This window comes from Allobosea sp. (assembly GCF_030695125.1).
Classification (GTDB): domain Bacteria; phylum Pseudomonadota; class Alphaproteobacteria; order Rhizobiales; family Beijerinckiaceae; genus Allobosea.
Window position 1 is genome coordinate 17,775 of sequence record NZ_JAUYTP010000027.1, and the last position, 20,985, is coordinate 38,759.

20 protein-coding genes are annotated in these 20,985 nt (G+C 68.3%); 16 read left to right on the forward strand and 4 right to left on the reverse strand.

From position 1 onward, the window contains the following. Positions 1 to 6: 6 nt before the first annotated feature. The 4 genes from Q8S38_RS07680 to Q8S38_RS07695 all read left to right on the forward strand — a co-directional run bounded on the left by Q8S38_RS07680 (position 7) and on the right by Q8S38_RS07695 (position 3,694). Positions 7 to 1,368: a pyruvate dehydrogenase complex dihydrolipoamide acetyltransferase gene (locus tag Q8S38_RS07680; protein ID WP_305679834.1), complete on the forward strand. Its 1,362-nt coding sequence runs from the start codon at positions 7 to 9 to the stop codon at positions 1,366 to 1,368. A 43-nt stretch (positions 1,369 to 1,411) separates the two neighbouring features. Continuing rightward, on the forward strand, positions 1,412 to 1,675 hold the full coding sequence (locus Q8S38_RS07685) for a hypothetical protein (protein ID WP_305679835.1): 264 nt from the start codon (positions 1,412 to 1,414) through the stop codon (positions 1,673 to 1,675). A 71-nt stretch (positions 1,676 to 1,746) separates the two neighbouring features. After that, a complete protein-coding gene (lpdA, locus tag Q8S38_RS07690; protein ID WP_305679836.1) occupies positions 1,747 to 3,186 on the forward strand; it encodes a dihydrolipoyl dehydrogenase in 1,440 nt (479 codons plus the stop codon). A gap of 271 nt (positions 3,187 to 3,457) precedes the next feature. Further along, positions 3,458 to 3,694 carry a GlsB/YeaQ/YmgE family stress response membrane protein gene (locus tag Q8S38_RS07695; RefSeq protein WP_156446425.1) on the forward strand — a complete coding sequence of 79 codons (237 nt, stop codon included), beginning with the start codon at positions 3,458 to 3,460 and terminating at the stop codon, positions 3,692 to 3,694. A gap of 14 nt (positions 3,695 to 3,708) precedes the next feature. On the opposite strand, the gene Q8S38_RS07700 is transcribed toward Q8S38_RS07695, so the two are convergent. Continuing rightward, positions 3,709 to 4,296 carry a hypothetical protein gene (locus Q8S38_RS07700; RefSeq protein WP_305679837.1) on the reverse strand — a complete coding sequence of 196 codons (588 nt, stop codon included), beginning with the start codon at positions 4,294 to 4,296 and terminating at the stop codon, positions 3,709 to 3,711. A 296-nt stretch (positions 4,297 to 4,592) separates the two neighbouring features. On the opposite strand from Q8S38_RS07700, the gene Q8S38_RS07705 reads away from it, so the two are divergent. The 4 genes from Q8S38_RS07705 to Q8S38_RS07720 all read left to right on the forward strand — a co-directional run bounded on the left by Q8S38_RS07705 (position 4,593) and on the right by Q8S38_RS07720 (position 8,657). Beyond that, the gene (locus tag Q8S38_RS07705) at positions 4,593 to 4,871 is read left to right on the forward strand and encodes a GlsB/YeaQ/YmgE family stress response membrane protein (protein ID WP_305679838.1); all 279 of its coding nucleotides are present in this window, start codon (positions 4,593 to 4,595) and stop codon (positions 4,869 to 4,871) included. 121 nt (positions 4,872 to 4,992) lie between these two features. Further along, a complete protein-coding gene (lipA, locus tag Q8S38_RS07710) occupies positions 4,993 to 5,997 on the forward strand; it encodes a lipoyl synthase (protein WP_305679839.1) in 1,005 nt (334 codons plus the stop codon). 16 nt (positions 5,998 to 6,013) lie between these two features. Continuing rightward, positions 6,014 to 6,493: a type II toxin-antitoxin system RatA family toxin gene (locus Q8S38_RS07715; RefSeq protein WP_305679840.1), complete on the forward strand. Its 480-nt coding sequence runs from the start codon at positions 6,014 to 6,016 to the stop codon at positions 6,491 to 6,493. 43 nt (positions 6,494 to 6,536) lie between these two features. Further along, the gene (locus Q8S38_RS07720; RefSeq protein ID WP_305679841.1) at positions 6,537 to 8,657 is read left to right on the forward strand and encodes a spermidine synthase; all 2,121 of its coding nucleotides are present in this window, start codon (positions 6,537 to 6,539) and stop codon (positions 8,655 to 8,657) included. Between the two features lie 3 nt (positions 8,658 to 8,660). Here Q8S38_RS07720 and Q8S38_RS07725 read toward each other — a convergent pair whose 3' ends face one another. Beyond that, entirely contained in the window at positions 8,661 to 9,155 is a 495-nt protein-coding gene (locus Q8S38_RS07725) for a CinA family protein (protein WP_305679842.1), read from the reverse strand. Positions 9,156 to 9,159: 4 nt separating this feature from the next. After that, the gene (locus tag Q8S38_RS07730) at positions 9,160 to 10,371 is read right to left on the reverse strand and encodes a bifunctional 2-C-methyl-D-erythritol 4-phosphate cytidylyltransferase/2-C-methyl-D-erythritol 2,4-cyclodiphosphate synthase (protein ID WP_305679843.1); all 1,212 of its coding nucleotides are present in this window, start codon (positions 10,369 to 10,371) and stop codon (positions 9,160 to 9,162) included. A gap of 176 nt (positions 10,372 to 10,547) precedes the next feature. Between Q8S38_RS07730 and dusB the strand changes: the two genes are divergently transcribed. Genes dusB through ntrC form a run of 3 tightly spaced genes read left to right on the forward strand, consistent with a single transcriptional unit; the run spans position 10,548 to position 14,196 of the window. Beyond that, positions 10,548 to 11,570: a tRNA dihydrouridine synthase DusB gene (dusB, locus tag Q8S38_RS07735; RefSeq protein ID WP_305679844.1), complete on the forward strand. Its 1,023-nt coding sequence runs from the start codon at positions 10,548 to 10,550 to the stop codon at positions 11,568 to 11,570. A 22-nt stretch (positions 11,571 to 11,592) separates the two neighbouring features. Beyond that, on the forward strand, positions 11,593 to 12,729 hold the full coding sequence (locus tag Q8S38_RS07740; protein ID WP_371125853.1) for a two-component system sensor histidine kinase NtrB: 1,137 nt from the start codon (positions 11,593 to 11,595) through the stop codon (positions 12,727 to 12,729). Between the two features lie 18 nt (positions 12,730 to 12,747). Next, positions 12,748 to 14,196, forward strand: coding sequence for a nitrogen regulation protein NR(I) (ntrC, locus tag Q8S38_RS07745; RefSeq protein WP_305679845.1), 1,449 nt, complete (start codon positions 12,748 to 12,750; stop codon positions 14,194 to 14,196). 29 nt (positions 14,197 to 14,225) lie between these two features. Here the strand turns inward: ntrC and Q8S38_RS07750 are convergent, their stop codons facing one another. Further along, the gene (locus Q8S38_RS07750) at positions 14,226 to 14,438 is read right to left on the reverse strand and encodes a hypothetical protein (RefSeq protein ID WP_305679851.1); all 213 of its coding nucleotides are present in this window, start codon (positions 14,436 to 14,438) and stop codon (positions 14,226 to 14,228) included. On the opposite strand from Q8S38_RS07750, the gene Q8S38_RS07755 reads away from it, so the two are divergent. From Q8S38_RS07755 to Q8S38_RS07775, 5 genes are all read left to right on the forward strand, one after another. Beyond that, the gene (locus tag Q8S38_RS07755) at positions 14,407 to 16,611 is read left to right on the forward strand and encodes a sensor histidine kinase NtrY-like (protein WP_371125852.1); all 2,205 of its coding nucleotides are present in this window, start codon (positions 14,407 to 14,409) and stop codon (positions 16,609 to 16,611) included. The two genes, Q8S38_RS07750 and Q8S38_RS07755, sit on opposite strands and share 32 nt — an antisense overlap. Next, positions 16,608 to 17,975, forward strand: a complete 1,368-nt coding sequence (ntrX, locus tag Q8S38_RS07760; protein WP_305679846.1) for a nitrogen assimilation response regulator NtrX — start codon at positions 16,608 to 16,610, stop codon at positions 17,973 to 17,975. The genes Q8S38_RS07755 and ntrX overlap by 4 nt, the downstream gene beginning before the upstream one ends. A 216-nt stretch (positions 17,976 to 18,191) precedes the next feature. After that, entirely contained in the window at positions 18,192 to 18,440 is a 249-nt protein-coding gene (gene hfq, locus Q8S38_RS07765; RefSeq protein WP_054141683.1) for an RNA chaperone Hfq, read from the forward strand. A gap of 4 nt (positions 18,441 to 18,444) precedes the next feature. Then, a complete protein-coding gene (gene hflX, locus Q8S38_RS07770) occupies positions 18,445 to 19,827 on the forward strand; it encodes a GTPase HflX (protein WP_305679847.1) in 1,383 nt (460 codons plus the stop codon). A 189-nt stretch (positions 19,828 to 20,016) separates the two neighbouring features. After that, positions 20,017 to 20,985 (forward strand): DNA translocase FtsK (locus Q8S38_RS07775; protein ID WP_305679848.1); only part of this gene is annotated, 969 nt, incomplete at its 3' end.

Genomic DNA, 20,985 nt, shown 5'->3' on the forward strand with positions numbered 1-20,985 from the left:
TGACCGATGGCAACCAACATCCTGATGCCCGCGCTCTCTCCCACCATGGAGAAGGGCAATCTCGCCAAATGGCTGAAGAAGGAAGGCGACACGATCAAGTCCGGCGACATCATCGCCGAGATCGAGACCGACAAGGCGACGATGGAGGTCGAGGCTGTCGACGAGGGCATCCTCGCCAAGATTCTGGTGCCGGACGGCACGGCCGATGTCGCCGTCAACGAGATCATCGGCGTGATCGCCGCCGAGGGCGAGGACATGAAGGCGGCCGCAGCGCCGGCCAAGGCTGAGGCGCCGAAGGCTGCCGAGGCCCCCAAGGCCGCTGAGGCTCCCAAGGTTGAAGCCGCCAAGTCCGAGGCGCCGGCGCCAGCCGCTGCTGCTCCTGCCGCAGCGGCGCCTGCCGTCGCTTCCGGCGAGCGCCCCTTCGCCTCGCCGCTGGCGCGCCGGCTGGCCAGGGAAGCCGGGCTCGACCTGTCGAAGGTCCAGGGCTCCGGCCCCCATGGCCGCATCGTCGAGAAGGATGTCGAGGCCGCCAAGGCCGGCGGCGGCGCCAAGGCTGCGCCTTCTGCCGCTCCTGCGACGGCTACTCCGGCTTCCGCGCCGAAGCCTGCAGCTGCGCCGCTGGCGACCGGGCCCTCCGACGAGCAGGTCAAGAAGCTGTTTGCGCCGGACTCCTATGAGGAGGTCCCGCATGACGGCATGCGCAAGACGATCGCGCGCCGCCTGCTCGAAGCCAAGCAGACCGTGCCGCATTTCTACGTCACGGTGGATTGCGAGCTCGACGCCCTGCTCAAGCTGCGCGGCGAACTGAACGCCGCCGCGCCGGAGAAGGACGGCAAGCCGGCCTACAAGCTCTCGGTCAACGACATGGTGATCAAGGCGCTGGCGCTGGCGCTGAAGGCCGTGCCGGACGCCAATGTGAGCTGGACCGAGAACACCATGCTCAAGCACAAACACGCCGATGTCGGCGTCGCCGTCTCGATCCCGGGCGGGCTGATCACCCCGATCATCCGCGACGCCTGCCACAAGAGCCTGTCGCAGATCTCCAACGAGATGAAGGACATGGCGGCCCGCGCCAAGGCCCGCAAGCTGAAGCCCGAGGAGTATCAGGGCGGCACCACGGCGGTCTCCAATCTCGGCATGTTCGGGGTCAAGGACTTCGCCGCGATCGTGAACCCGCCGCATGCGACGATCCTGGCGGTGGGCGCCGGCGAACAGCGCGCCGTGGTCAAGGGCGGCCAGCTCGCGGTGGCGACCGTGATGTCGGTGACGCTCTCGACCGACCACCGCGCGGTGGACGGCGCGCTCGGCGCCGAGCTGCTGGCGGCCTTCAAGGGCTATATCGAGAAGCCGATGGCGATGCTGGTGTGAGAGCGCCATATTGTAGGAGCTGATCGAATTCGGAGACGACGCCATGGCCGAGCCGAAGGATATGATCGTTCCGATGCTGCTCGAATTGCGCGATGAGATGCGCCGATCGTTTGCCAATGCAGAGCAGCGATCGGAGCAGCGTTTCGCGGAGGTCGAACGCCGTCTCGAGCGCATCGAGAAACGGCAGGACGCGCAGAAAGATGCTTTTGCTGGCGAGAGCGTCTTGGCCCGTTATGCAGCCAAAGGTGTCGATGAACGTCTCGACAGTCTCGAACGAGACGTCGCCGTACTGCGGGCCGAACGCTAGCGACGTGCAAGTCCTGGATAGATTCATGATTGCTGACGCTCCTTCGCGGGAGCCGAGCCGAGGCGCTTTCAATGGCTGACTACGACATCATCATCATCGGCTCCGGCCCCGGCGGCTATGTCGCGGCGATCCGGGCAGCGCAGCTCGGCTATAAGACGGCGATCGTCGAGCGCGAGCATCTCGCCGGCATCTGCTCGAACTGGGGCTGCATCCCGACCAAGGCGCTGCTGCGATCGGCCGAGATCCTGCACTACGGCCAGCACGCCAAGGATTACGGCCTCGTGCTCGAAGGCACGTTCAAGGCCGATCTGGACGCCATCGTGAAGCGCTCGCGCGGCATCGCCGCGCGGATGAACAACGGCGTCCAGTTCCTGATGAAGAAGAACAAGGTCGACGTGATCTGGGGCGAGGCGACGCTCACCAAGCCGGGCACGATTGCGGTCGTGCCGACGAAGAAGCCGCCGGTGCAGCCGCAGGTGCCGCCGCCGAAGAACACCAAGGGCGAGGGCACCTACACCGCCGACCACATCATCGTCGCGACCGGCGCCCGCCCGCGCGCGCTGCCGGGGCTGGAGCCCGACGGCAAGCTGATCTGGACCTATTTCGAGGCGATGATCCCGGCCAAGATGCCGAAATCCCTGCTCGTCATGGGCTCGGGCGCCATCGGCATCGAGTTCGCCTCCTTCTACCGCACGATGGGCGTCGAGGTGACGGTCGTCGAGGTGATGCCGCAGGTCGTGCCCGTCGAGGATGCCGAGATCGGAGCCTTCGCGCGAAAAGCCTTCGAGAAGCAGGGCATCAAGATCCTCACCTCGGCCAAGGTGACGAAGGTCGAGAAGGGGGCGGATTCGATCACCGCCCATATCGAGGACGAGAAGGGCGGCAAGCAGACGATCACCGCCGACCGCATGATCTCGGCAGTCGGCGTCGTCGCCAATATCGAGAATATCGGGCTGGAGGCGCTCGGCGTGAAGACCGATCGCGGCTTCATCGCCATCGACGGGCTCTGCCGCACCAATGTGAAGGGTATCTATGCCATCGGCGACGTCGCCGGCGCGCCCTTGCTCGCCCACAAGGCCGAGCATGAGGCGGTGATCTGCGTCGAGGCGATCAAGGGCCTGCATCCGCACCCGATGGACAAGTTGATGATCCCGGGCTGCACCTATTGCCACCCGCAGATCGCCAGCGTCGGCCTGACCGAGGCCAAGGCGAAGGCTGCCGGCTACGAGCTCAAGGTCGGCCGCTTCCCCTTTGTCGCCAATGGCAAGGCGGTGGCGCTCGGCGAGGATTCCGGCCTCGCCAAGACGATCTTCGACGCCAAGACCGGCAAGTTGCTCGGCGCCCATCTCGTCGGGCCGGAGGTCACCGAGCTGATCCAGGGCTTCGTCGTGGCGATGAACCTCGAGACCACCGAGGAAGAGCTGATGCACACTGTCTTCCCGCATCCGACGCTCTCGGAGGTGATGAAGGAGAGCGTGCTCGACGCCTATGGCAAGGTGCTGAACGCGTAGAGCAGCGCTCGCGTCCGAGACGGAGGCGTCATCCCGGACAAGCGGCGCAGCCGCGCCGATCCGGGATCCATGCCTGACGCGTTCCGGAATGGATCCCGGATCCCCGCTTCGCTGCGTCCGGGATGACGCCGCGGTTCCGGAATAAAACCGCTGGCGGTCCCCCTCGACTTCGCCGCCCCGCACCCGCAAACCCAAAGACCCCGACCGCATCGTCCCCGACGAAAAGGTCGAGGTCCTGCCGCCCGGCCGTGGCCTCGTGCTGGACTGGCGCGTGATCGCGCCCACCGTCGCGCTCGGCACGGTAACGGGCTTCGCGGCGAGCCTCGTCGTCGGCGGGGGCGGGCTCCTGCGCCATGCGGTCGTCGGGCTGCTCGGCATGCTGGTCGGGCAGGGGCTGGTGCGCCTGACCGGCTGGCGCGTCCGGACCGGCTATGCCCGCCTCGACGACATGGCGATGGCCGTGATCGGCGCGATCCTCGTGGTTCTGCTGGCCCGCTTCATCGCCTGAGGCGGCAACGGGCTTCAATTGAGGTCGATCCGCAGCCCGGCTCCGATGAAGTTGGAGCCTGATTTCTGGGGGGCGATCAAGCCGAAGATGCCCGAGCGATGATGCAGGCGCGCAACGAGGGACACTCCCGGCACGGAGGCATGCGCGAACTCGGCCTCGAAGGCGAGGTAGTTCAGGAAGCGCGTCGGGCGCACATCGACGGCGCCTTCGAAACGCGGGCGCTCGGATGCGTAGGACAGCCCCTCGCCAACCGCAAAATTGACGCTCAGTCCACCGACCAGGGGAATCTGGCCGGTCCGAAACATCAAGGCCAGCGTCGTCTCCCAATGCTGCTGGCCGCCGAAATGCCGCAGCAACTGGCCCTCGACCTCGATGCGGTTGGCATGAAAGGCGATATCGGTGAAGGGCAGCGGGACGGTGAAGGACGGTAGGATCACGCGCGACAGGCCGCCCCCGACGAAGTTGGTGTCGGAGAAGCGCAGATTGCCGGTGGCGGCCCGCTCGGGCACCTCCAGCAGATCGGTGTTGACCCAGCGGCTGACATAGCCCGTGGCATGCCAGCGGCGCTCGTTCGCCTGGGCGAAGACCGGTTCGCCCATCATCGCCGCAGCCACGACCAGGGGACGCCATGGCGAGCGCGGTGGCCGGCCCTGGCAACGGCGACGGGCCTTTCTCATGACGAAGCGACGTGGGGGCGCGAGCATGGGCGGGACGTCCCTGTTTCGGCTGACGCTCAAGAAAACGCCGGCGGAGGCCGCCGTCAATCATCCGCCGGCGAGGGGGCCTTTTCTGGGCTGACGGGATGACGGGCGGCGTGGAACCGCGCATGACTCCGCTCGTTGAGGGGAGGGCGCGGGATGGAACACGTCCAGGCCCGCGGACTGGGGAACAGACGACAATGGAAAACTTCGCCGCCACCATGGCGCAGCCGGGCTATGGCTTCTTCGCCACGATCTTCATCGGTATGCTCGCCGGCTGGATTGCCGAAAAGATCACCTCCTCGGACCATGGCCTCTTCACCAACATGCTCGTCGGCGTCGCCGGCTCCTTCCTCGGCAGCCGCCTGGCGGAGCTGCTCGACATCGCGATCTTCGGCTTCTGGCGCACGCTGGCGGCCGCGATCGCGGGCGCGGTCGTCGTCATCGTGATCTGGAACGCGGCGCGCGGGCGCCGCTGACCGGCAGGGTTAGCGCGCCTGCGACAGGGCGGCCGGCGTGCCAAAGGTTGCCCTGCGCGGCCGGGACGATTAGCTAGGGGACAGGCGGCGGCCAGGGGCCGCCGCGATGGATCCTGTCCCGATGGCCCTCGTCCTCGACCTGCTCAACCGCGATCCTCGGCCCAATGCCGGCAATCCGAAGTCCGAGGCCGCTCAGGCCCCGGCGGAACTGCGTCATCCGGAGAAGCAGAAGCGGCCCGAGAACCCGATCCTGCGCAAGCCGGACTGGATCCGCGTCAAGGCGCCGGGCTCGCCGAAATGGGCCGAGACCCAGAAGATCGTGAAAGCCGAGAAGCTGGTCACGGTCTGCGAGGAGGCCGGCTGCCCCAATATCGGCGAGTGCTGGGAAAAGAAGCACGCCACCTTCATGATCATGGGCGACACCTGCACGCGGGCCTGCGCCTTCTGCAACGTCAAGACCGGCGTGCCCCAGGCGCTCGACCCGCTCGAGCCGGCAAAGGTCGCCCAGGCCGTCGCCAAGCTCGGGCTCGAGCATGTCGTGATCACCTCGGTCGATCGCGACGATCTCAAGGATGGCGGCGCCGAGCATTTCGCCCAGGTCATTCGCGCCATCCGCAAGGCTTCGCCCGGCACCACCATCGAGATCCTGACGCCCGACTTCCTGCGCAAGCCCGGCGCGCTCGAGGTCGTCGTCGCGGCCAAGCCCGACGTCTTCAACCACAATCTCGAGACCGTGCCGGGCAAGTATCTGACGGTGCGCCCCGGGGCGCGCTATTTCCACTCGCTGCGGCTGCTGCAGCGGGTCAAGGAGCTCGACCCGACGATCTTCACCAAGTCCGGCATCATGGTCGGCCTCGGCGAGGAGCGGAACGAGATCCTGCAGCTGATGGACGATCTGCGCTCGGCCGATGTCGATTTCATCACCATCGGCCAGTATCTCGCGCCCTCGCGCAAGCACCATGCGGTGATCCGCTTCGTCACGCCCGAGGAGTTCAAGGGCTTCGAGGCGATCGCCTATGTGAAGGGCTTCCTGATGGTGTCCTCGACGCCGCTGACGCGCTCTTCGCACCACGCCGGCGAGGATTTCGCCCGGCTGCGCGCGGCCCGCGCCGCCAAGAACGGCTGAGGCGAAAGCGCTGGCCATGCCGATGTTCAACAACGCCCGCCGGGTGAAGCACAGCCCGGAGCAGATGTTCGCGCTGGTCGCCGATGTCGAGAAGTACCCGCTGTTCCTGCCGCTCTGCGAGGGGCTGACGGTGCGCCGGCGCACGCCGCAGGAGGGCGGCGGCGAGGTGCTGCTGGCCGATATGAGCGTCGGCTACAAGGCGATCCGCGAGACCTTCAGCAGCCGCGTCACGCTCGACCCCGACAATCTCAAGATCCTGGTCGAGTATGTCGACGGCCCGTTCCGCTATCTCGAGAACCGCTGGACCTTCAAACCGCACGCGACCGGCTGCGAGATCGGCTTCTTCATCTCCTACGAGTTCGCCAGCCGCATGCTCGGCTTGCTGATGGGCGCGATGTTCGACAAGGCTTTCCGCAAATTCGCGGAAGCCTTCGAGCGGCGGGCGGATCTCGTCTATGGCAGTGACGCTACGCGAGCCGCGGTCACCACGCTTTAAGCTGTTGCTGCGATAGTCCCGGCGGTTCGCTGGGAGAAACCGCATGGACGTGCCGACGATGCAGGCCGATGGCCGCCTGGAAACCCGCCGTCTGGCGACGACGCTGCCGCTGTACACCGCGACGATTTTTCTGTCCGCCTTCCTGCTCTTCGGCATCCAGCCGATGTTTGCCAAGATGGTGCTGCCACGGCTGGGCGGTTCGCCCGGCGTCTGGTCGGTGGCGATGGTCTTCTTCCAGACCGTGTTGCTCGCCGGCTATGGCTACGCCCATCTGCTCGTCAGCCGCTTCACGGTGCGCCGTGCCGCGCTGATCCATATTTCGCTGATGGTGCTGGTGCTGCTGGTGGGCCTGCCGATCGGCATCGCGGCGGGGTTCGAGCGGCCGCCGCAGGACGGCGAGACGCTGTGGCTGATCGCGCTGTTCACGGCGTCCGTCGGTCTGCCCTTCTTCGCGGTCGCCGCGAACGGGCCGCTCCTCCAGGCCTGGTTTGCCCGCACCGGCCATGCCCAGGCCAGCGACCCCTATTTCCTCTACGCCGCCTCCAACATCGGCAGCTTCCTGGCGCTGATCGCCTACCCCTTCCTGGTCGAGCCGGTCCTGACGCTGTCGGCCCAGTCGATGGCCTGGAGCTGGGGCTTCGGCCTGCTGCTCGCCGCGATCGCGGCCTGCGCGGGGCTCGGGCTCGGCCGCGGGCGCGATGGCCTGGCGGCCCCCGAGACGGTGCTGGCGCCAGCCGCCATTTCGGCTCGCCAGAAGCTCGGCTGGGTGGCGCTGGCCTTCGTTCCGTCGGGGCTGCTGGTCGCGGTGACCGCCCATATCTCCACCGACGTCGCCTCCGTGCCGCTGCTCTGGGTGGTTCCGCTCGCGCTGTTCCTGCTCACCTTCGTCATCGTCTTCCAGCGCAAGCCGATGCTGCGCCACAGCTGGATGCTGACGGCCCAGCTCGTCTTCGTCGCCGGCCTGACGCTCAAGATGGCGTTTCAGGTGCCGATCGGCTGGGGCGGCGAACTCGCCTTGCATCTCGGCCTGTTCTTCACGACCGCCATGGTCGCGCATGGCGAGCTGGCCCGCCGGCGGCCCGATGCCGCCAACCTGACCCAGTTTTACCTCTGGATGTCGCTGGGTGGCGTTCTGGGCGGCCTGTTCTGCGGTCTGGCCGCGCCCGTCCTGTTCAATTCGGTGGCCGAATATCCGATCCTGATCATCGCCGGCCTGCTCTGCCGCCCCGGTTTCACGGCCATGCGGATCCCCCCGCGGGTTCAGGCCGGTCTTGCCGGGGGCGTCTTCGCCTGCCTGCTGGTCCTCGTGGTCAGCGAGCAGCAACGGACCGATTCGGTGCGCTCCTTCTTCGGTGTGAACAAGATCACGGACAGCCCGGACGGGCAGATCCGCACCCTCGTTCATGGCAGCACCGTCCATGGCGCGCAGCGTCTGCGGCATGAGGACGGCTCCCTCGTCACCGGCCGGCCCGAGCCGCTGAGCTACTACTACACAGGCGGCGGCATCGCCGACGGCATCGACGCGGTGCGCCAAGTGCGCGGCGGCAGGCTGGGTGCGGTTGCGGCGATCGGCCTGGGCACGGGCTCGCTCGCCTGCCAGATGCGGCCGGGCGAGGGCTGGACCTTCTACGAGATCGACCCCCAGGTCGTGCGCATGGCGACCGATCCGACCCGCTTCACCTTCATGAGCAGCTGCGCGCCCGATGCCCGCTTCGTCCTCGGCGATGCGCGCCTGACCCTGACCGACGCCGCGGCGGGCTCGCTGGACCTGATCGTGGTCGACGCGTTCTCGTCCGATGCGATCCCGATCCATCTGATGACGACCGAGGCGATCGGGCTTTATCTGAGCAAGCTGAAGCCGAACGGGGCGGTCCTGTTCCACATCTCCAACCGGAACATGGACCTGGGGCCCGTCGTCACCGCGACCGCCCACACGCAGGGACTGGCGACCTGGATCCGCGCCTCCAGGCAGACGCCGGATCTGATGCCGCAGCGCAAATACTCGCCCCATGTCGCAGTCGTTGCCCGCAAGGCCGAGGATGTCGGGCTCTCCGCCGCGCAGGGCTGGGTGCAACAGGAGGGGCCGGGGACGGCCCGCGCCTGGCGGGACGACTATGCCGACGTGATCGGCGCGATCTGGCGCAAGCTGGCGCCCCGATCATAAGGCTCAGGCGCCCGACGCAGCCCGGCTGAGCATCTCGAGGGCGGTCAGCACCGACAGCCGCCGGATCTCGTCGCGCGACAGCGCGCCGAACCGCATCTCGCGATGCGCCGTCCCGCCCGGGCCGCAGCACGCGAAATGGACGAGGCCGACCGGCTTGGCCGCGCTGCCGCCGCCGGGACCCGCGACGCCGGTGATCGCGACCGCGATCGTCGCCGACAGGGCGGTTCGCCCGCCTTCCGCCATGGCGCGCGCCACGGGCTCGCTGACGGCGCCATGGGCGGCGAGCAGCCCGTCCGGCACGGCGGCCAGCGCCATCTTGGCCTCGTTGGAATAGGTGATCAGCCCACCCAGCACGACATCGGAGGAGCCGGCGATCGCGGTCAGCGCGCCGCCGACCAGCCCGCCTGTGCAGGATTCCACCGTCGCCACCGTGGCCCCCGTCGCGCGGCAGGCCTCCAGCACGGCAGTGGCGAGGTGTGTCGTCTGCGCGTCGAACATGGCCTCAGCCCTCCGTGTCGGGCAGGCGGATCGTCGCCGTGGCGAGCGCCGCCACCCCCTCCCTGCGCCCGGTGAAGCCCATGCGCTCCGAGGTCGTCGCCTTGATCGCGACCTTGTCGATCGCAATGCCGGCGGCCGCGGCGATGGCGTCCCGCATCGCCTCGCGATGCGGCCCGACCTTGGGCGCCTCGCAGACGATGGTCAGGTCGAGGAAGTCGATCCGCCCGCCGCGTTCGCGGACGCGCTGCGCGGCGAAGGCGAGGAACCGGTGCGAGGCCGCACCCTGCCATTGCGGGTCGCTCGGCGGGAAATGCGTCCCGATATCGCCCTCGGCCAGCGCCCCGAGCAGGGCGTCGGTGAGGGCGTGCAGGGCGACGTCGCCGTCTGAATGGGCGAGCACGCCGCGATCATGGGCGATCTTGACTCCGCCGAGCCAGAGATGGTCGCCGTCGCGGAAGGCGTGCACGTCGTAGCCGGTGCCGACGCGCGTCACCAGCGGCCGTGCCCCCGGCGCCCCGGCCCGGACGAAATCCTCGGGATGGGTGAGCTTCATATTGGCCGGCTCCCCCGGAAAGGTCGCGACCGGATGCCCGGCCCATTCCATCAGCGCCGCATCGTCGGTGAAGCCGTCGCGGCCGGCCGCCAGCGCGGCGCGATGGGCCGCCAGCAGCGCCGCGAAGCGGAAGGCTTGCGGCGTCTGCACGCTGACAAGCCGGTCGCGGGGTGGCGTTTCGGCGATGCGGCCCTCGGTGTCGATGCGCTTGATCGTATCGGTGACGGGCAGGACGGGGATCGCGGCCACGGCGTCCTGGCCGACCGCCACGATGGCGGCGGCGATCAACTCACGCGACAGAAAGGGGCGGGCGGCGTCGTGGACCAGCACCGTGCCGCCGAAGCCGGCCTCCGCCAGCGCCTCCAGCCCGAGCCGGACCGAGTCCTGCCGCGTCGCTCCGCCGGGCGTCGGCGGGGCGAGGCGTGCATCGGTGATGGCGGCGACCGTGTCCGCATAGCGCGCCTCGTCCCCGGCGCCGATGACCACCGCGACATGCGTGATCGCCGGGTCGGCCAGGAACGGCGCGAGTGCATGGGCGAGAACGGTCCTGTCGCCGAGCCGGCGATACTGCTTCGGCGAATCCGATCCGGCGCGCAGCCCGCGACCGGCCGCGACCAGGAGCGCGGCGACGGGGGCGGTGCTGTCATCTCGTGCGGCTGGCAAGGCGGGCGGTCCTGCGGTGGAGCGTGGTGCTCCCCGAGGTTCGGTGATAGTCGCAGCCGCCGGCCTCGCCAAGTCCGAAGGGGTTCCTGCGGTGCGGCGAGAGATCCGTCATGATGCGGTGCAATATTCGCCGGCGCCCCTTGCGCTCCTGCAGCAATGTCCAATAAAGATGCATAATGCTGGATGCCTCTAATTCAGGCTCGACCGACGCCGCTTCGCTTCTGGGCGGTCTCGCATCACGCGCATTTCTGGCGCCGATGTCGGGCGTCACGGACATCGTCATGCGCCGGATCGCCGCGCGCCACGGCGCCGGGCTCGTCGTCTCCGAAATGGTGGCCTCCGATGAATTCGTGCGCGGCAGCGAAGAGGCGCGCATCCGCGCCGAGGGGGCTGGTGTGTCGCCCCATGTCGTCCAGCTCGCCGGCTGCGACCCGCACTGGCTCGGCGAGGCCGCGCGGCTGGCCGAGGCCAATGGCGCCGCGATCGTCGACATCAACATGGGCTGCCCGGCGAAGAAGGTGACGGGCGGCTGGGCCGGCTCGGCCCTGATGCGCGATCTCGACCATGCCGTGGCGCTCGTCGAGGCGGCGGTGGCCGCGGTCAAGGTGCCGGTGACGGTGAAGATGCGGCTCGGTTGGGACGATGCCTCCCGCAATGCGCCAGAACTCGCCCGCCGCGCCGTTGCCGCCGGCGCGCGTCTGATCACCGTTCATGGCCGCACCCGCCAGCAATTCTACAAGGGCGTCGCGGATTGGGCCGCGATCCGGGCCGTTCGGAAGGCGGGGGATTTTCCGCTGGTCGCCAATGGCGACATCCATGACGCCGCCGACGCCCGCCAGTGCCTGGCGCAATCGGGCGCCGATTTCGTGATGGTCGGCCGCGCCGCCCTCGGCCGCCCCTGGCTTGTCGGGGCGATCGGGGCCGAGCTCGCCGGGCGGACCGTGCCGGAGCTGACGCTCGCGCAGAAGCTCGCCATCGCCCGCGACCATTACGAGGGCCTGCTCAGCCTGATGGGGGCAGCCCATGGCGTGCGCCATGCCCGCAAGCATCTGGCGGCGTACGCCGACGAGGCCGCCGCGCATGGCGGCGCCGCCGATCCGGAACGACGCCGCATCCTGCTGACCTCCGATCAGCCGAGCGCGGTCGCAGCCGCGCTCACGGGCCTGTTTACCCCTGCATCCAGCCGCGTCGCGGCTTGAAACCAAGGTGTTGCGTATGACGATGGCGTTCGCCGACAGCGGCGGAAAGGGGAGGGACGAATTCCTGCTCGATCCGATTGAAATGCAGGCCCTCAACGTGCTGCCCATGCCGGTGATGGTGATCGGCGAGGGCAATGGCGTCGTCTACGCCAATACGGCGGCCGAGGACTTCTTCCAGTCGAGCGCGGTCGTGCTGAAGCGCCAGCGGATCGACGATCTGCTCGCCTTCGGTTCGCCGGTTCTGGCGCTGGTGGAGGAGGTCCAGCGCCGCGGCGCGAGCGTCAGCGAATACCGGCTCGATTTCGGCTCGCCGCGCCTCGGCATCGACCGGGTGGTGGATGTTTTTGCATCACCTTTGCCTAGCCAGCCCGATACGGTCGTGCTGATGCTGCAAGAACGAACAATTGCCGAAAAAATGGACAGGCAGTTGACGCATCGCGGGGCAGCCCGCTCGATCACGGCGCTGGGCGCGATGCTGGCCCACGAGATCAAGAACCCGCTTTCGGGCATTCGCGGCGCCGCCCAGCTGCTGGAGGCCACCGTTCCCGACGAGGAGCGCATCCTGACGCAGCTGATCTGCGACGAAACCGACCGCATCGTGAAGCTGGTCGAGCGGGTCGAGCTCTTCGGCGACGAGCGCCCGACGGAGCGCGATCCGGTCAATGTCCACGACGTCCTCGACCATGTGAAGCGTCTCGCCCAGTCGGGCTTTGCGCGGCACATCCGCTTCAACGAGATCTACGACCCCTCGCTGCCGCCGGTGCTGGGCAACCGCGACCAGCTCGTTCAGGTCCTGCTGAATCTGATGAAAAATGCGGCCGAGGCGATCGGCACCCATGCGATCGACGGCGAGATCACGCTGACAACGGCCTATCGGCCGGGCATCCGCATGCAGCTGCCGGGATCCTCGGGGCGCATCGCCCTGCCTCTCGAGATCGGCATCCGCGACAACGGCCCGGGCGTGCCCTCGGACCTGCTGCCGCACCTCTTCGATCCCTTCGTCACGACCAAGGCCCAGGGCAGTGGCCTTGGACTTGCACTTGTCGCCAAGGTGATCGGGGATCACGGCGGGATCGTCGAATGCGAATCCGTCCCCCGCCGCACGATCTTTCGAATTCTGCTGCCCTTGCACCGGCTCCGGGCAGGGCAGGCAGTTTGAGGCCTATAGGACCAGCGAATGCCGACCGGTAACATTCTCGTCGCGGATGACGACGCCGCCATCCGCACCGTTCTCAATCAGGCGCTCGCCAGGGCGGGATACGAGGTCCGGACCACGGGCCAGGCGGCGACGCTCTGGACCTGGGCGGCGCAGGGCCTCGGCGACCTGATCATCACCGATGTGGTGATGCCCGACGGCAACGCGTTCGATCTGCTGCCGCGCATCAAGCGGGTCCGGCCCGATCTGCCGATCATCGTCATGAGCGCGCAGAACACCTTCATGACCGCGATCAAGGCGTCCGAGCGCGGCGCCTACGAATATCTGCCCAAGCCGTTCGACCTGAAGGAACTCGTCGCAATCGTCGGCCGCGCCCTGTCGCGGCCGCGCGGCGACGGCGGCCGCGCCAATGCCGCCGAGCCCGACGACATCCCGCTGATCGGCCGCTCGCCGGCGATGCAGGACGTCTACCGGGCGCTGGCACGGCTGATGCCGATCGACCTGACCGTGATGATCAACGGCGAATCCGGCACCGGCAAGGAGCTCGTCGCGCGCGCCCTGCACGATTACGGCAAGCGCAAGAACGGCCCCTTCGTCGCGATCAACATGGCGGCGATCCCCAAGGACCTGATCGAGTCCGAGCTGTTCGGCCATGAGAAGGGCGCCTTCACCGGCGCGCTGACGCGCTCGTCGGGCCGCTTCGAGCAGGCCGAGGGCGGCACGCTCTTTCTCGACGAGATCGGCGACATGCCGATGGAGGCGCAGACGCGCCTGCTGCGCGTGCTGCAGCAGGGCGAATACACCACCGTCGGCGGCCGCACCCCGATCAAGACCAATGTCCGCATCGTCGCCGCGACCAACAAGGACCTGCGCATCTCGATCGCGCAGGGCCTGTTCCGCGAGGACCTGTTCTTCCGGCTGAACGTGGTGCCGATCCGCCTGCCGCCGCTGCGCGAACGCGTCGAGGACATCCCGGATCTGGCGCGGCACTTCTTCACCCTGGTCGAGAAGGAAGGCCTGCCGCGCAAGCAGATCGACTCCGAGGCGATGGATGTGATGCGGCGCTATCGCTGGCCGGGCAATGTCCGCGAGCTGGAGAACCTCGTCCGCCGGCTCGCCGCGCTCTATCCCCAGGAAACCATCACGGCGCCGATCATCGAGGCGGAGCTGCAGCCCGCCAGCGCCTCGACCAGCTTTTCCGGCAGCGCCGCCCAGGAGCGCGCGGAGACTCTGTCGGGCTCGGTGGAGCGCCATCTGAACCAGTATTTCGGCGGGTTTGGCGACAATATCCCGCCGCCCGGGCTCTATCACCGGATCCTGCGCGAGGTCGAGCCGCCGCTGATCGCAGCCGCGCTCGCCGCCACGCGTGGCAACCAGATCCGTGCGGCCGAGCTGCTCGGCCTGAACCGCAACACGCTCCGCAAGAAGATCCGGGAGCTCGACATGCAGGTGGTGCGCTCGCCGCGCTGAACCGGCGGGAGCACCCTGCCTTTCATATGTCATATTTTGACAACACCGTTGCGGCGGCGCATCAGTGCGGCGCAGCGGCTGGACTCCACCCCGGGTTCAGCCGCATCGGAGTTGTTCAAAATCGTGTCTGCCTCTTCGACTGACCTCAGGATCGAGCCGCGCGCCGACGACACGCCACGGCGCGTCTCCGGTTGGTTGGGGGCGACGGTCGTGGCGTTCGCGCTCGTCTCGGCGCTGGTCACCTTCCTCGTCCTGTCGGGCGTCACGCCGCTCGTGCCGGTTCATGAAGTCGTCGTCGGCGTCTTCATCTTGAACGCCCTGCTGATTCTGCTGCTGCTGGTCATCGTCGCCTTCGAATCGGCCGTTCTGATCAGGGCCCGTCGCGCCGGCGCGGCTGCGGCCGGGCTGCATGTGCGCATCGTCGGGCTGTTCAGCATCATCGCGGCGCTTCCGGCGATTCTCGTGGCGATCATCGCGACCGTCACGATCGAGCGGGGGCTCGAGCCCTGGTTCTCGGACCGCATGCGCGATGCGATCTTCCGCTCGGTCGAGGTCGCCGACGCCTATGCAGGTTCGCAATGCCGGTCTCTGGGCCGGGAGATCCGCCTCCTCGCCGACGATCTATCGCGCGCCAAGCCGGCCTATGACGTCGATCGCAAATGGTTCGAGACCTTTCTGACGGCGCGGGCGACGGCGCTCGGCGTTCCCGTGGTGGCGATCATGCAGCCGCCCGACAAGGTTCTGGTGCGGGCCAATATCGATGTCCTGCGCAACGCACCCAAGCCCGACGAGGCGGCCTTCGAGGATGCCCAGTCGTCGCCTGAGCCGATCTGCGTCATCCCGGCCGCCGGTCGCATCTTCGGCGCGCTGGTGAAGCTTCCGGCCTATGACAACGCCTTCCTCCACATCGCCCGCGAGGTCGATCCGCTGGCGGTCGAGTTCCCGGCCGTGGCCCGCTCAGCGGCTGCCGAATATCTGCTGATCGACGCGCGCCGGAAGGGTGTGCAGATCGCGTTTGCCTCGATGTACGGCCTGATCGCGGTGATCCTGCTGCTGTCGGCGATCTGGCTGGGCCTGAGCTTCGCCAATGCGCTGGTCGCGCCGATCCGGCGGATGATCCACGCGACCGACCAGGTCTCGAGCGGGAATTTCTACGTGCAGGTCCCCATCCGCCGATCGGAGGGCGATCTCGCCCATCTCGGCGAAACCTTCAACAAGATGACGGCCGAGCTGCGCCGCCAGCGCGACGGGCTGGTCACCGCCAGCGAGGTGATCGACCGCCGGAGGCGCTTTACCGAGACCGTCCTGTCGGGCGTTTCGTCGGGCGTCCTCAGCCTGGACCGCGACGGCCACATCACCATCATCAACCGGTCCGCCGAGAGCCTGCTGGCGACAGGGGGGCGGTTGCTGGGCGAGTCGATCGTGCTGGTCGCCCCCGAGATCGCGGCTTTCGTCGCCGAGGCGCAGCACGGGCGGCAGCGGCAGAGTTCGGGCCAGATCGCGATCACCCGCGGCGGGCGCGACCGCATGGTCAATGTCCGCGCCGTGCGGGAAGGCGAGGGCGCCGGGGCGGGGCTGGTGATCACGCTCGACGACATCACCGATCTCGTCTCGGCCCAGCGCACCGCCGCCTGGGCGGATGTGGCGCGCCGGATCGCCCATGAGATCAAGAACCCGCTCACGCCGATCCAGCTTTCGGCCGAGCGCATCCGGCGCAAATTCGGCCGCGTCATCGTCGAAGACAAGGAGATCTTCGAACAATGCACGGCGACGATCGTGCGCCAGGTCGAGGATATCCGGCGGATGGTCGACGAGTTTTCGTCCTTCGCGCGGATGCCCAAGCCCTCGCTGACGCAGGACGACATCGCCGAGACCGTCCGCCAGATCGTCTTCCTGATGCGGGTCGGCAATCCCGAACTGACCATCGCCGACAATCTGCCCGAGGGGGCGGTGTTTGCCCGCTTCGACCGGCGGCTGCTGTCGCAGGCCCTGACCAATGTGATCAAGAACGCCACCGAGGCGATCGAGGCCGTGCCGATGGACGAGCGCGGGCCCGGTCGCATCGACGTCGCCCTGGAGCGGCGGGATGATGGCCGGATCGTCATCGAGGTGATCGACAACGGCAAGGGCCTGCCCGCCGACCAGCGCCAGAAGCTGCTGGAGCCCTATATGACCACGCGCGACGGCGGCACCGGGCTGGGGCTCGCCATCGTCGGCAAGATTCTCGAGGATCATGGCGGCGGGATCGATCTGCTCGATCGACCCGACGCCGCCGAGGGCCGGCGCGGGGCCAGGATCCGGCTCTGGTTCCCGGAGAGCGGGCCCGCCATCGACGAGAACCCCGAGGAGAGCCGCCGCGACCAAGGTCGGGACGTGATGGCGGGACGGGATATGCAACATGGGATACGCGGATGAGCGCTGACATTCTGGTCGTCGACGACGAGACCGATATCCGCGAGCTGGTCGCCGGCCTGCTCGAGGACGAGGGCTATCGCACGCGCAAGGCGAGCTCGGCCGACGAGGCGCTCGCCGCCATCGCGGCGCGGCGTCCCAATCTGGTCTTCCTCGACATCTGGCTCCAGGGCAGCCGTCTCGACGGCCTGCAGGTGCTGGAACTCATCAAGCAGGGGCACCCGGACCTCGCCGTCGTGATGATTTCGGGGCATGGCAACATCGAAACCGCCGTCTCCGCGATCAAGAGCGGCGCCTATGACTTCATCGAGAAGCCCTTCAAGGCCGATCGCCTGGTGCTCGTCGCCGAACGCGCCCTGGAAGCCTCGCGGCTGCGGCGCGAGGTACGCGAGCTGCGCAAGGGCTCGGTCCAGGCCGGGCGCATCGTCGGCCGCTCGACCGTGGTCAACCAGCTGCGCCAGACCATCGAGCGCATCGCGCCGACCAATGCCCGCGTCCTGATCACCGGCGAGCCCGGCTGTGGCAAGGAACTGGCGGCGCGCACGCTGCACGAGGCCTCGACCCGCTCCTCGGGCCCTTTCGTCGTGATCAACGCCGCGACGATCACGCCCGAGACGATGGAGGAGGAGCTGTTCGGCGTCGAGGCGGGCGATGGCCGCTCGCGCCGCGTCGGCGCGCTCGAGGAGGCGCATGGCGGCTCGCTCTATATCGACGAGATCGGCGACATGCCGCGCGAAACCCAGAACCGCATCCTGCGCGTGCTGGTCGATCAGAACTTCCAGCGCGTCGGCGGGGCCACGCGGGTCCATGTCGATGTCCGCATCATCTCCTCGACCAGCCGCGACCTCGCCCAGCTCATCGCCGGCGGCCAGTTCCGCGAGGATCTCTATCACCGCCTCTCGGTGGTGCCGGTAAAGGTGCCGGCGCTGTCGGAGCGGCGCGAGGACGTGCCGGAGCTGATCGAGTTCTTCATGGAGCAGATCTCGGTCGCCTCGGGGCTGCCCAAGCGCCGCATCGGCTCCGATGCGATGGCGGTGCTGCAATCGCATGAATGGCCCGGCAATGTTCGCGAGCTCAGAAACAATGTCGAGCGGCTGATGATCCTGACCAAGGGCGATCCGACGGCCGACATCACCATCGACATGCTCCCGGCCGAGGTCGGCGCGATGGTCCCGACGACGCCCTCGGGCGCCGGGGGCGAACGCCTGATGAGCCTGCCGCTGCGCGATGCGCGCGAAATCTTCGAGCGTGAATACCTGATCGCGCAGATCGCGCGGTTCTCGGGAAACATTTCGCGCACGGCGGAATTCATCGGCATGGAGCGCTCGGCGCTGCATCGCAAGCTGAAGTCGCTGGGCGTTGGCTGAGACACGGGGGCAGGCAGGCCTTGCATGCGTCTCTGCGCGCGACGCAGGCAGTTTGCCGCACTGCAAAGCAATGTTGCACTTGCGTTGTCGGCGGACTCGGCGGTCTAATGAGGATGTCGGTGTCCCGAAGCGGCAGGCAGTCGTCTGTCCCGCGAACGGGACGAAATGGATCGCGGGCTTGAACCCGATCAGCGATCCCAACAACAGGGGCTACCCATGGCCGCAGAGCGGGCACAAAATCTACAGGACACGTTCCTCAACTATGTACGCAAGCAGAAGATTCCGCTGACGATCTTCCTCGTCAACGGCGTCAAGCTGCAGGGCGTCGTCACCTGGTTCGACAATTTCTGCGTGCTGCTGCGTCGCGACGGGCATTCGCAGCTCGTCTACAAGCACGCCATCTCGACCATCATGCCCGGCCAGCCGGTGCAGCTGTTCGAGCCCGAGGAACAGGACAAGGCCTGACCCGATGAGCGCCCGCAGCGATGCGGATGAGGCGCGGGCGGCCGCCAAGCCGCTCGACGCCATCGAGCGCGAGATCGCGGCCAACACCCGCGCCTATGTGATCGGCCCCTATCAGCAGCGCCGTGGCGCCGCCGATGCCAACCAGCGCTCCTTCGGCGCGCGGCTGGACGAGGCGGTGGGGCTGGCGGCTGCGATCGATCTGACCGTCGTCGAGCCGATCCAGGTCATGCTGACCGCGCTGCGGCCGGCGACCTATCTCGGCAAGGGCAAGGTCGAGGAGATCGCCGAGCGCATCAAGCTCGAGGAGATCGGCCTGATCGTGATGGATTGCGCGCTCTCGCCGGTTCAGCAGCGCAATCTCGAAAAGGCCTTCGGTTGCAAGGTCATCGACCGCACCGGCCTGATCCTCGAAATCTTCGGCCGCCGGGCGCGCACCAAGGAAGGCGCGCTGCAGGTCGAACTCGCCCATCTCAACTACCAGAAGAGCCGGCTGGTGCGGTCCTGGACCCATCTGGAGCGGCAGCGCGGCGGCTTCGGTTTCCTCGGCGGCCCCGGCGAAACCCAGATCGAGGCCGACCGGCGCATCATCCAGGAGCGCATGACCAAGATCGAGCGCGATCTCGAGGCGGTCAAGCGCACGCGCGGGCTCCACCGCGCCAGCCGCAAACGCGTGCCTTATCCGGTGGTTGCGCTGGTCGGCTACACCAATGCCGGCAAATCGACGCTGTTCAACCGGCTCACCTCGGCCGAAGTGCTGGCGCAGGACATGCTGTTCGCCACGCTCGACCCGACGGCGCGGGCGCTCAAGCTGCCGCATGGCGCCCGGATCATGCTGTCGGACACGGTGGGCTTCATCTCGGACCTGCCGACCCAGCTCGTCGCCGCCTTCCGCGCCACGCTGGAGGATGCGATCGAGGCCGATGTGCTGCTGCATATCCGCGACGTCGCGCATGAGGACACCACGGCGCAGGCCGCCGACGTCCAGGCGATCCTGCGCGATCTCGGCATCGACCCCGATGATGGCCAGCGCGTCGTCGAGGTCTGGAACAAGTCCGACCTGCTGGCCCCGGAGGAGCGCGAGCGCCAGCTCGGCCTTGCCGGGCTGAAGCCCGAGGTCTCGCGGCCGGTGCTGGTCTCCGCCGTCACCGGCGATGGCATGGGGCGTCTGACCGACGCCATCGAGAGCCGCATCGCCCGCAGCCGCCCGGTCTATCGCCTGGCGCTGCCGCCGGGCGACGGCCAGTCGCTGGCCTGGCTGCACGCCAATGGCGAGATCCTCGAACGCCGCGACGCCGAGGACGGCACGCTCGACCTCACCGTCCGGCTGCCGCCGGAGCGGGAAGGGGCCTTCGGCGCGCGGTTCCCGGAGGCGCAGCGGGAGCTCTGAGCGCCTCCTGCGCGCCGGCATTCATCGCCTCTTAACGCTGGGACGATACGCGTTGAACTCGGTTGAGTTCGTCAGAGTTCGCGGTATCGCATGCGCCAGTCCAGCCTTCACCCTCTCGCGCAAGCGACTGCCGAAGAACGCTTTTCGGCAGGAAGGGACGAGCGGCGCGCCGCCGATCCGCAGTCTCCCGTGCCGACCGCGTCCGATGCGCCGCAAGTGCGGTTCTGGCGCACGCCCGACCGGCTGATCGAGCGGGTCTGGGCGCGCTCACCAGGCATTGCGCCGCCATCGGTCGAGGTTCCTGACGGGCTGACGATCGAGGGCGAGCTTTCAGACGCGACCGCGGACGACGTCGTGGTCGTCGAGGCGCCATGCGCGCCGGTTTTGCCGCAGCCTGCGGTTCCCGCCACCCCGCTGTCGCTGATCTCCGACCACGCCTTCTGGGAGGTCGTCTCGGGGGACCGGTCGGACGAGGCCGAGAGCGGGCCTGCCCGCGCCCAGCCCCCGCGGGCCGCGGAGCCGGTGCCGGCGGCCGCGAGCCCCGCCGTCGCAAAGCTCCGGCATGCGCCGATGCGTCCCGCCGCGGCGCCGCTGGTCCTCCAGCGGCGGGCGCCGCCGCCTCAGGTGGCGGTGGGCGTGACGTCGCGCCCGTCGGCCGAGCCGGTTCAGGCGCTGCAGCCCAAGGCCGCCCAGGTGGTCGAGGTTCCCGTGCCGGGCCGTGGCGTCGTCGTCACCCGCCGGGCCCGGGCCGAGGTCGCGGCGGCGTCGCCCGACCTGGCCGAGGACGAGGCGGGATTTGACGCGCCTGTCGCGCAGCCGGCGCCGTTCGAACTCCCGGCGATCACCATCCTGGCCGAGCCGCCTGCGGTCGAAGCCGCAATCCCCACCGAAATCCTGCAGCAGAATGCCGGCGCGCTCGAAGGCGTGCTCGAAGACTTCAATGTGCGGGGCGAAATCGTCCAGGCCTGCCCCGGTCCGGTGGTGACGCTCTACGAGCTGGAGCCGGCGCCCGGCACCAAATCCTCCCGCGTGATTTCGCTGGCCGACGACATTGCCCGTTCGATGAGCGCGATCTCGGCGCGCGTGGCGGTGATTCCCGGCAAGAACGCGATCGGCATCGAACTGCCCAACGCCAAGCGCGAGACGGTCTATCTGCGC

Bases quoted from the DNA above. Each gene is read 5' to 3' on its own strand.
- Q8S38_RS07725 (WP_305679842.1), bottom strand. From the start codon at position 9,155: ATGTTCGACGCGCAGACGACACACCTCGCCACTGCCGTGCTGGAGGCC.
- ntrX (WP_305679846.1), top strand. From the start codon at position 16,608: ATGAGCGCTGACATTCTGGTCGTCGACGACGAGACCGATATCCGCGAG.
- Q8S38_RS07680 (WP_305679834.1), top strand. From the start codon at position 7: ATGGCAACCAACATCCTGATGCCCGCGCTCTCTCCCACCATGGAGAAG.
- Q8S38_RS07685 (WP_305679835.1), top strand. From the start codon at position 1,412: ATGGCCGAGCCGAAGGATATGATCGTTCCGATGCTGCTCGAATTGCGC.
- hflX (WP_305679847.1), top strand. From the start codon at position 18,445: ATGAGCGCCCGCAGCGATGCGGATGAGGCGCGGGCGGCCGCCAAGCCG.
- dusB (WP_305679844.1), top strand. From the start codon at position 10,548: ATGCTGGATGCCTCTAATTCAGGCTCGACCGACGCCGCTTCGCTTCTG.
- ntrC (WP_305679845.1), top strand. From the start codon at position 12,748: ATGCCGACCGGTAACATTCTCGTCGCGGATGACGACGCCGCCATCCGC.
- Q8S38_RS07715 (WP_305679840.1), top strand. From the start codon at position 6,014: ATGCCGATGTTCAACAACGCCCGCCGGGTGAAGCACAGCCCGGAGCAG.
- Q8S38_RS07705 (WP_305679838.1), top strand. From the start codon at position 4,593: ATGGAAAACTTCGCCGCCACCATGGCGCAGCCGGGCTATGGCTTCTTC.
- Q8S38_RS07700 (WP_305679837.1), bottom strand. From the start codon at position 4,296: ATGATGGGCGAACCGGTCTTCGCCCAGGCGAACGAGCGCCGCTGGCAT.
- hfq (WP_054141683.1), top strand. From the start codon at position 18,192: ATGGCCGCAGAGCGGGCACAAAATCTACAGGACACGTTCCTCAACTAT.
- Q8S38_RS07740 (WP_371125853.1), top strand. From the start codon at position 11,593: ATGGCGTTCGCCGACAGCGGCGGAAAGGGGAGGGACGAATTCCTGCTC.
- lipA (WP_305679839.1), top strand. From the start codon at position 4,993: ATGGCCCTCGTCCTCGACCTGCTCAACCGCGATCCTCGGCCCAATGCC.
- Q8S38_RS07720 (WP_305679841.1), top strand. From the start codon at position 6,537: ATGGACGTGCCGACGATGCAGGCCGATGGCCGCCTGGAAACCCGCCGT.
- lpdA (WP_305679836.1), top strand. From the start codon at position 1,747: ATGGCTGACTACGACATCATCATCATCGGCTCCGGCCCCGGCGGCTAT.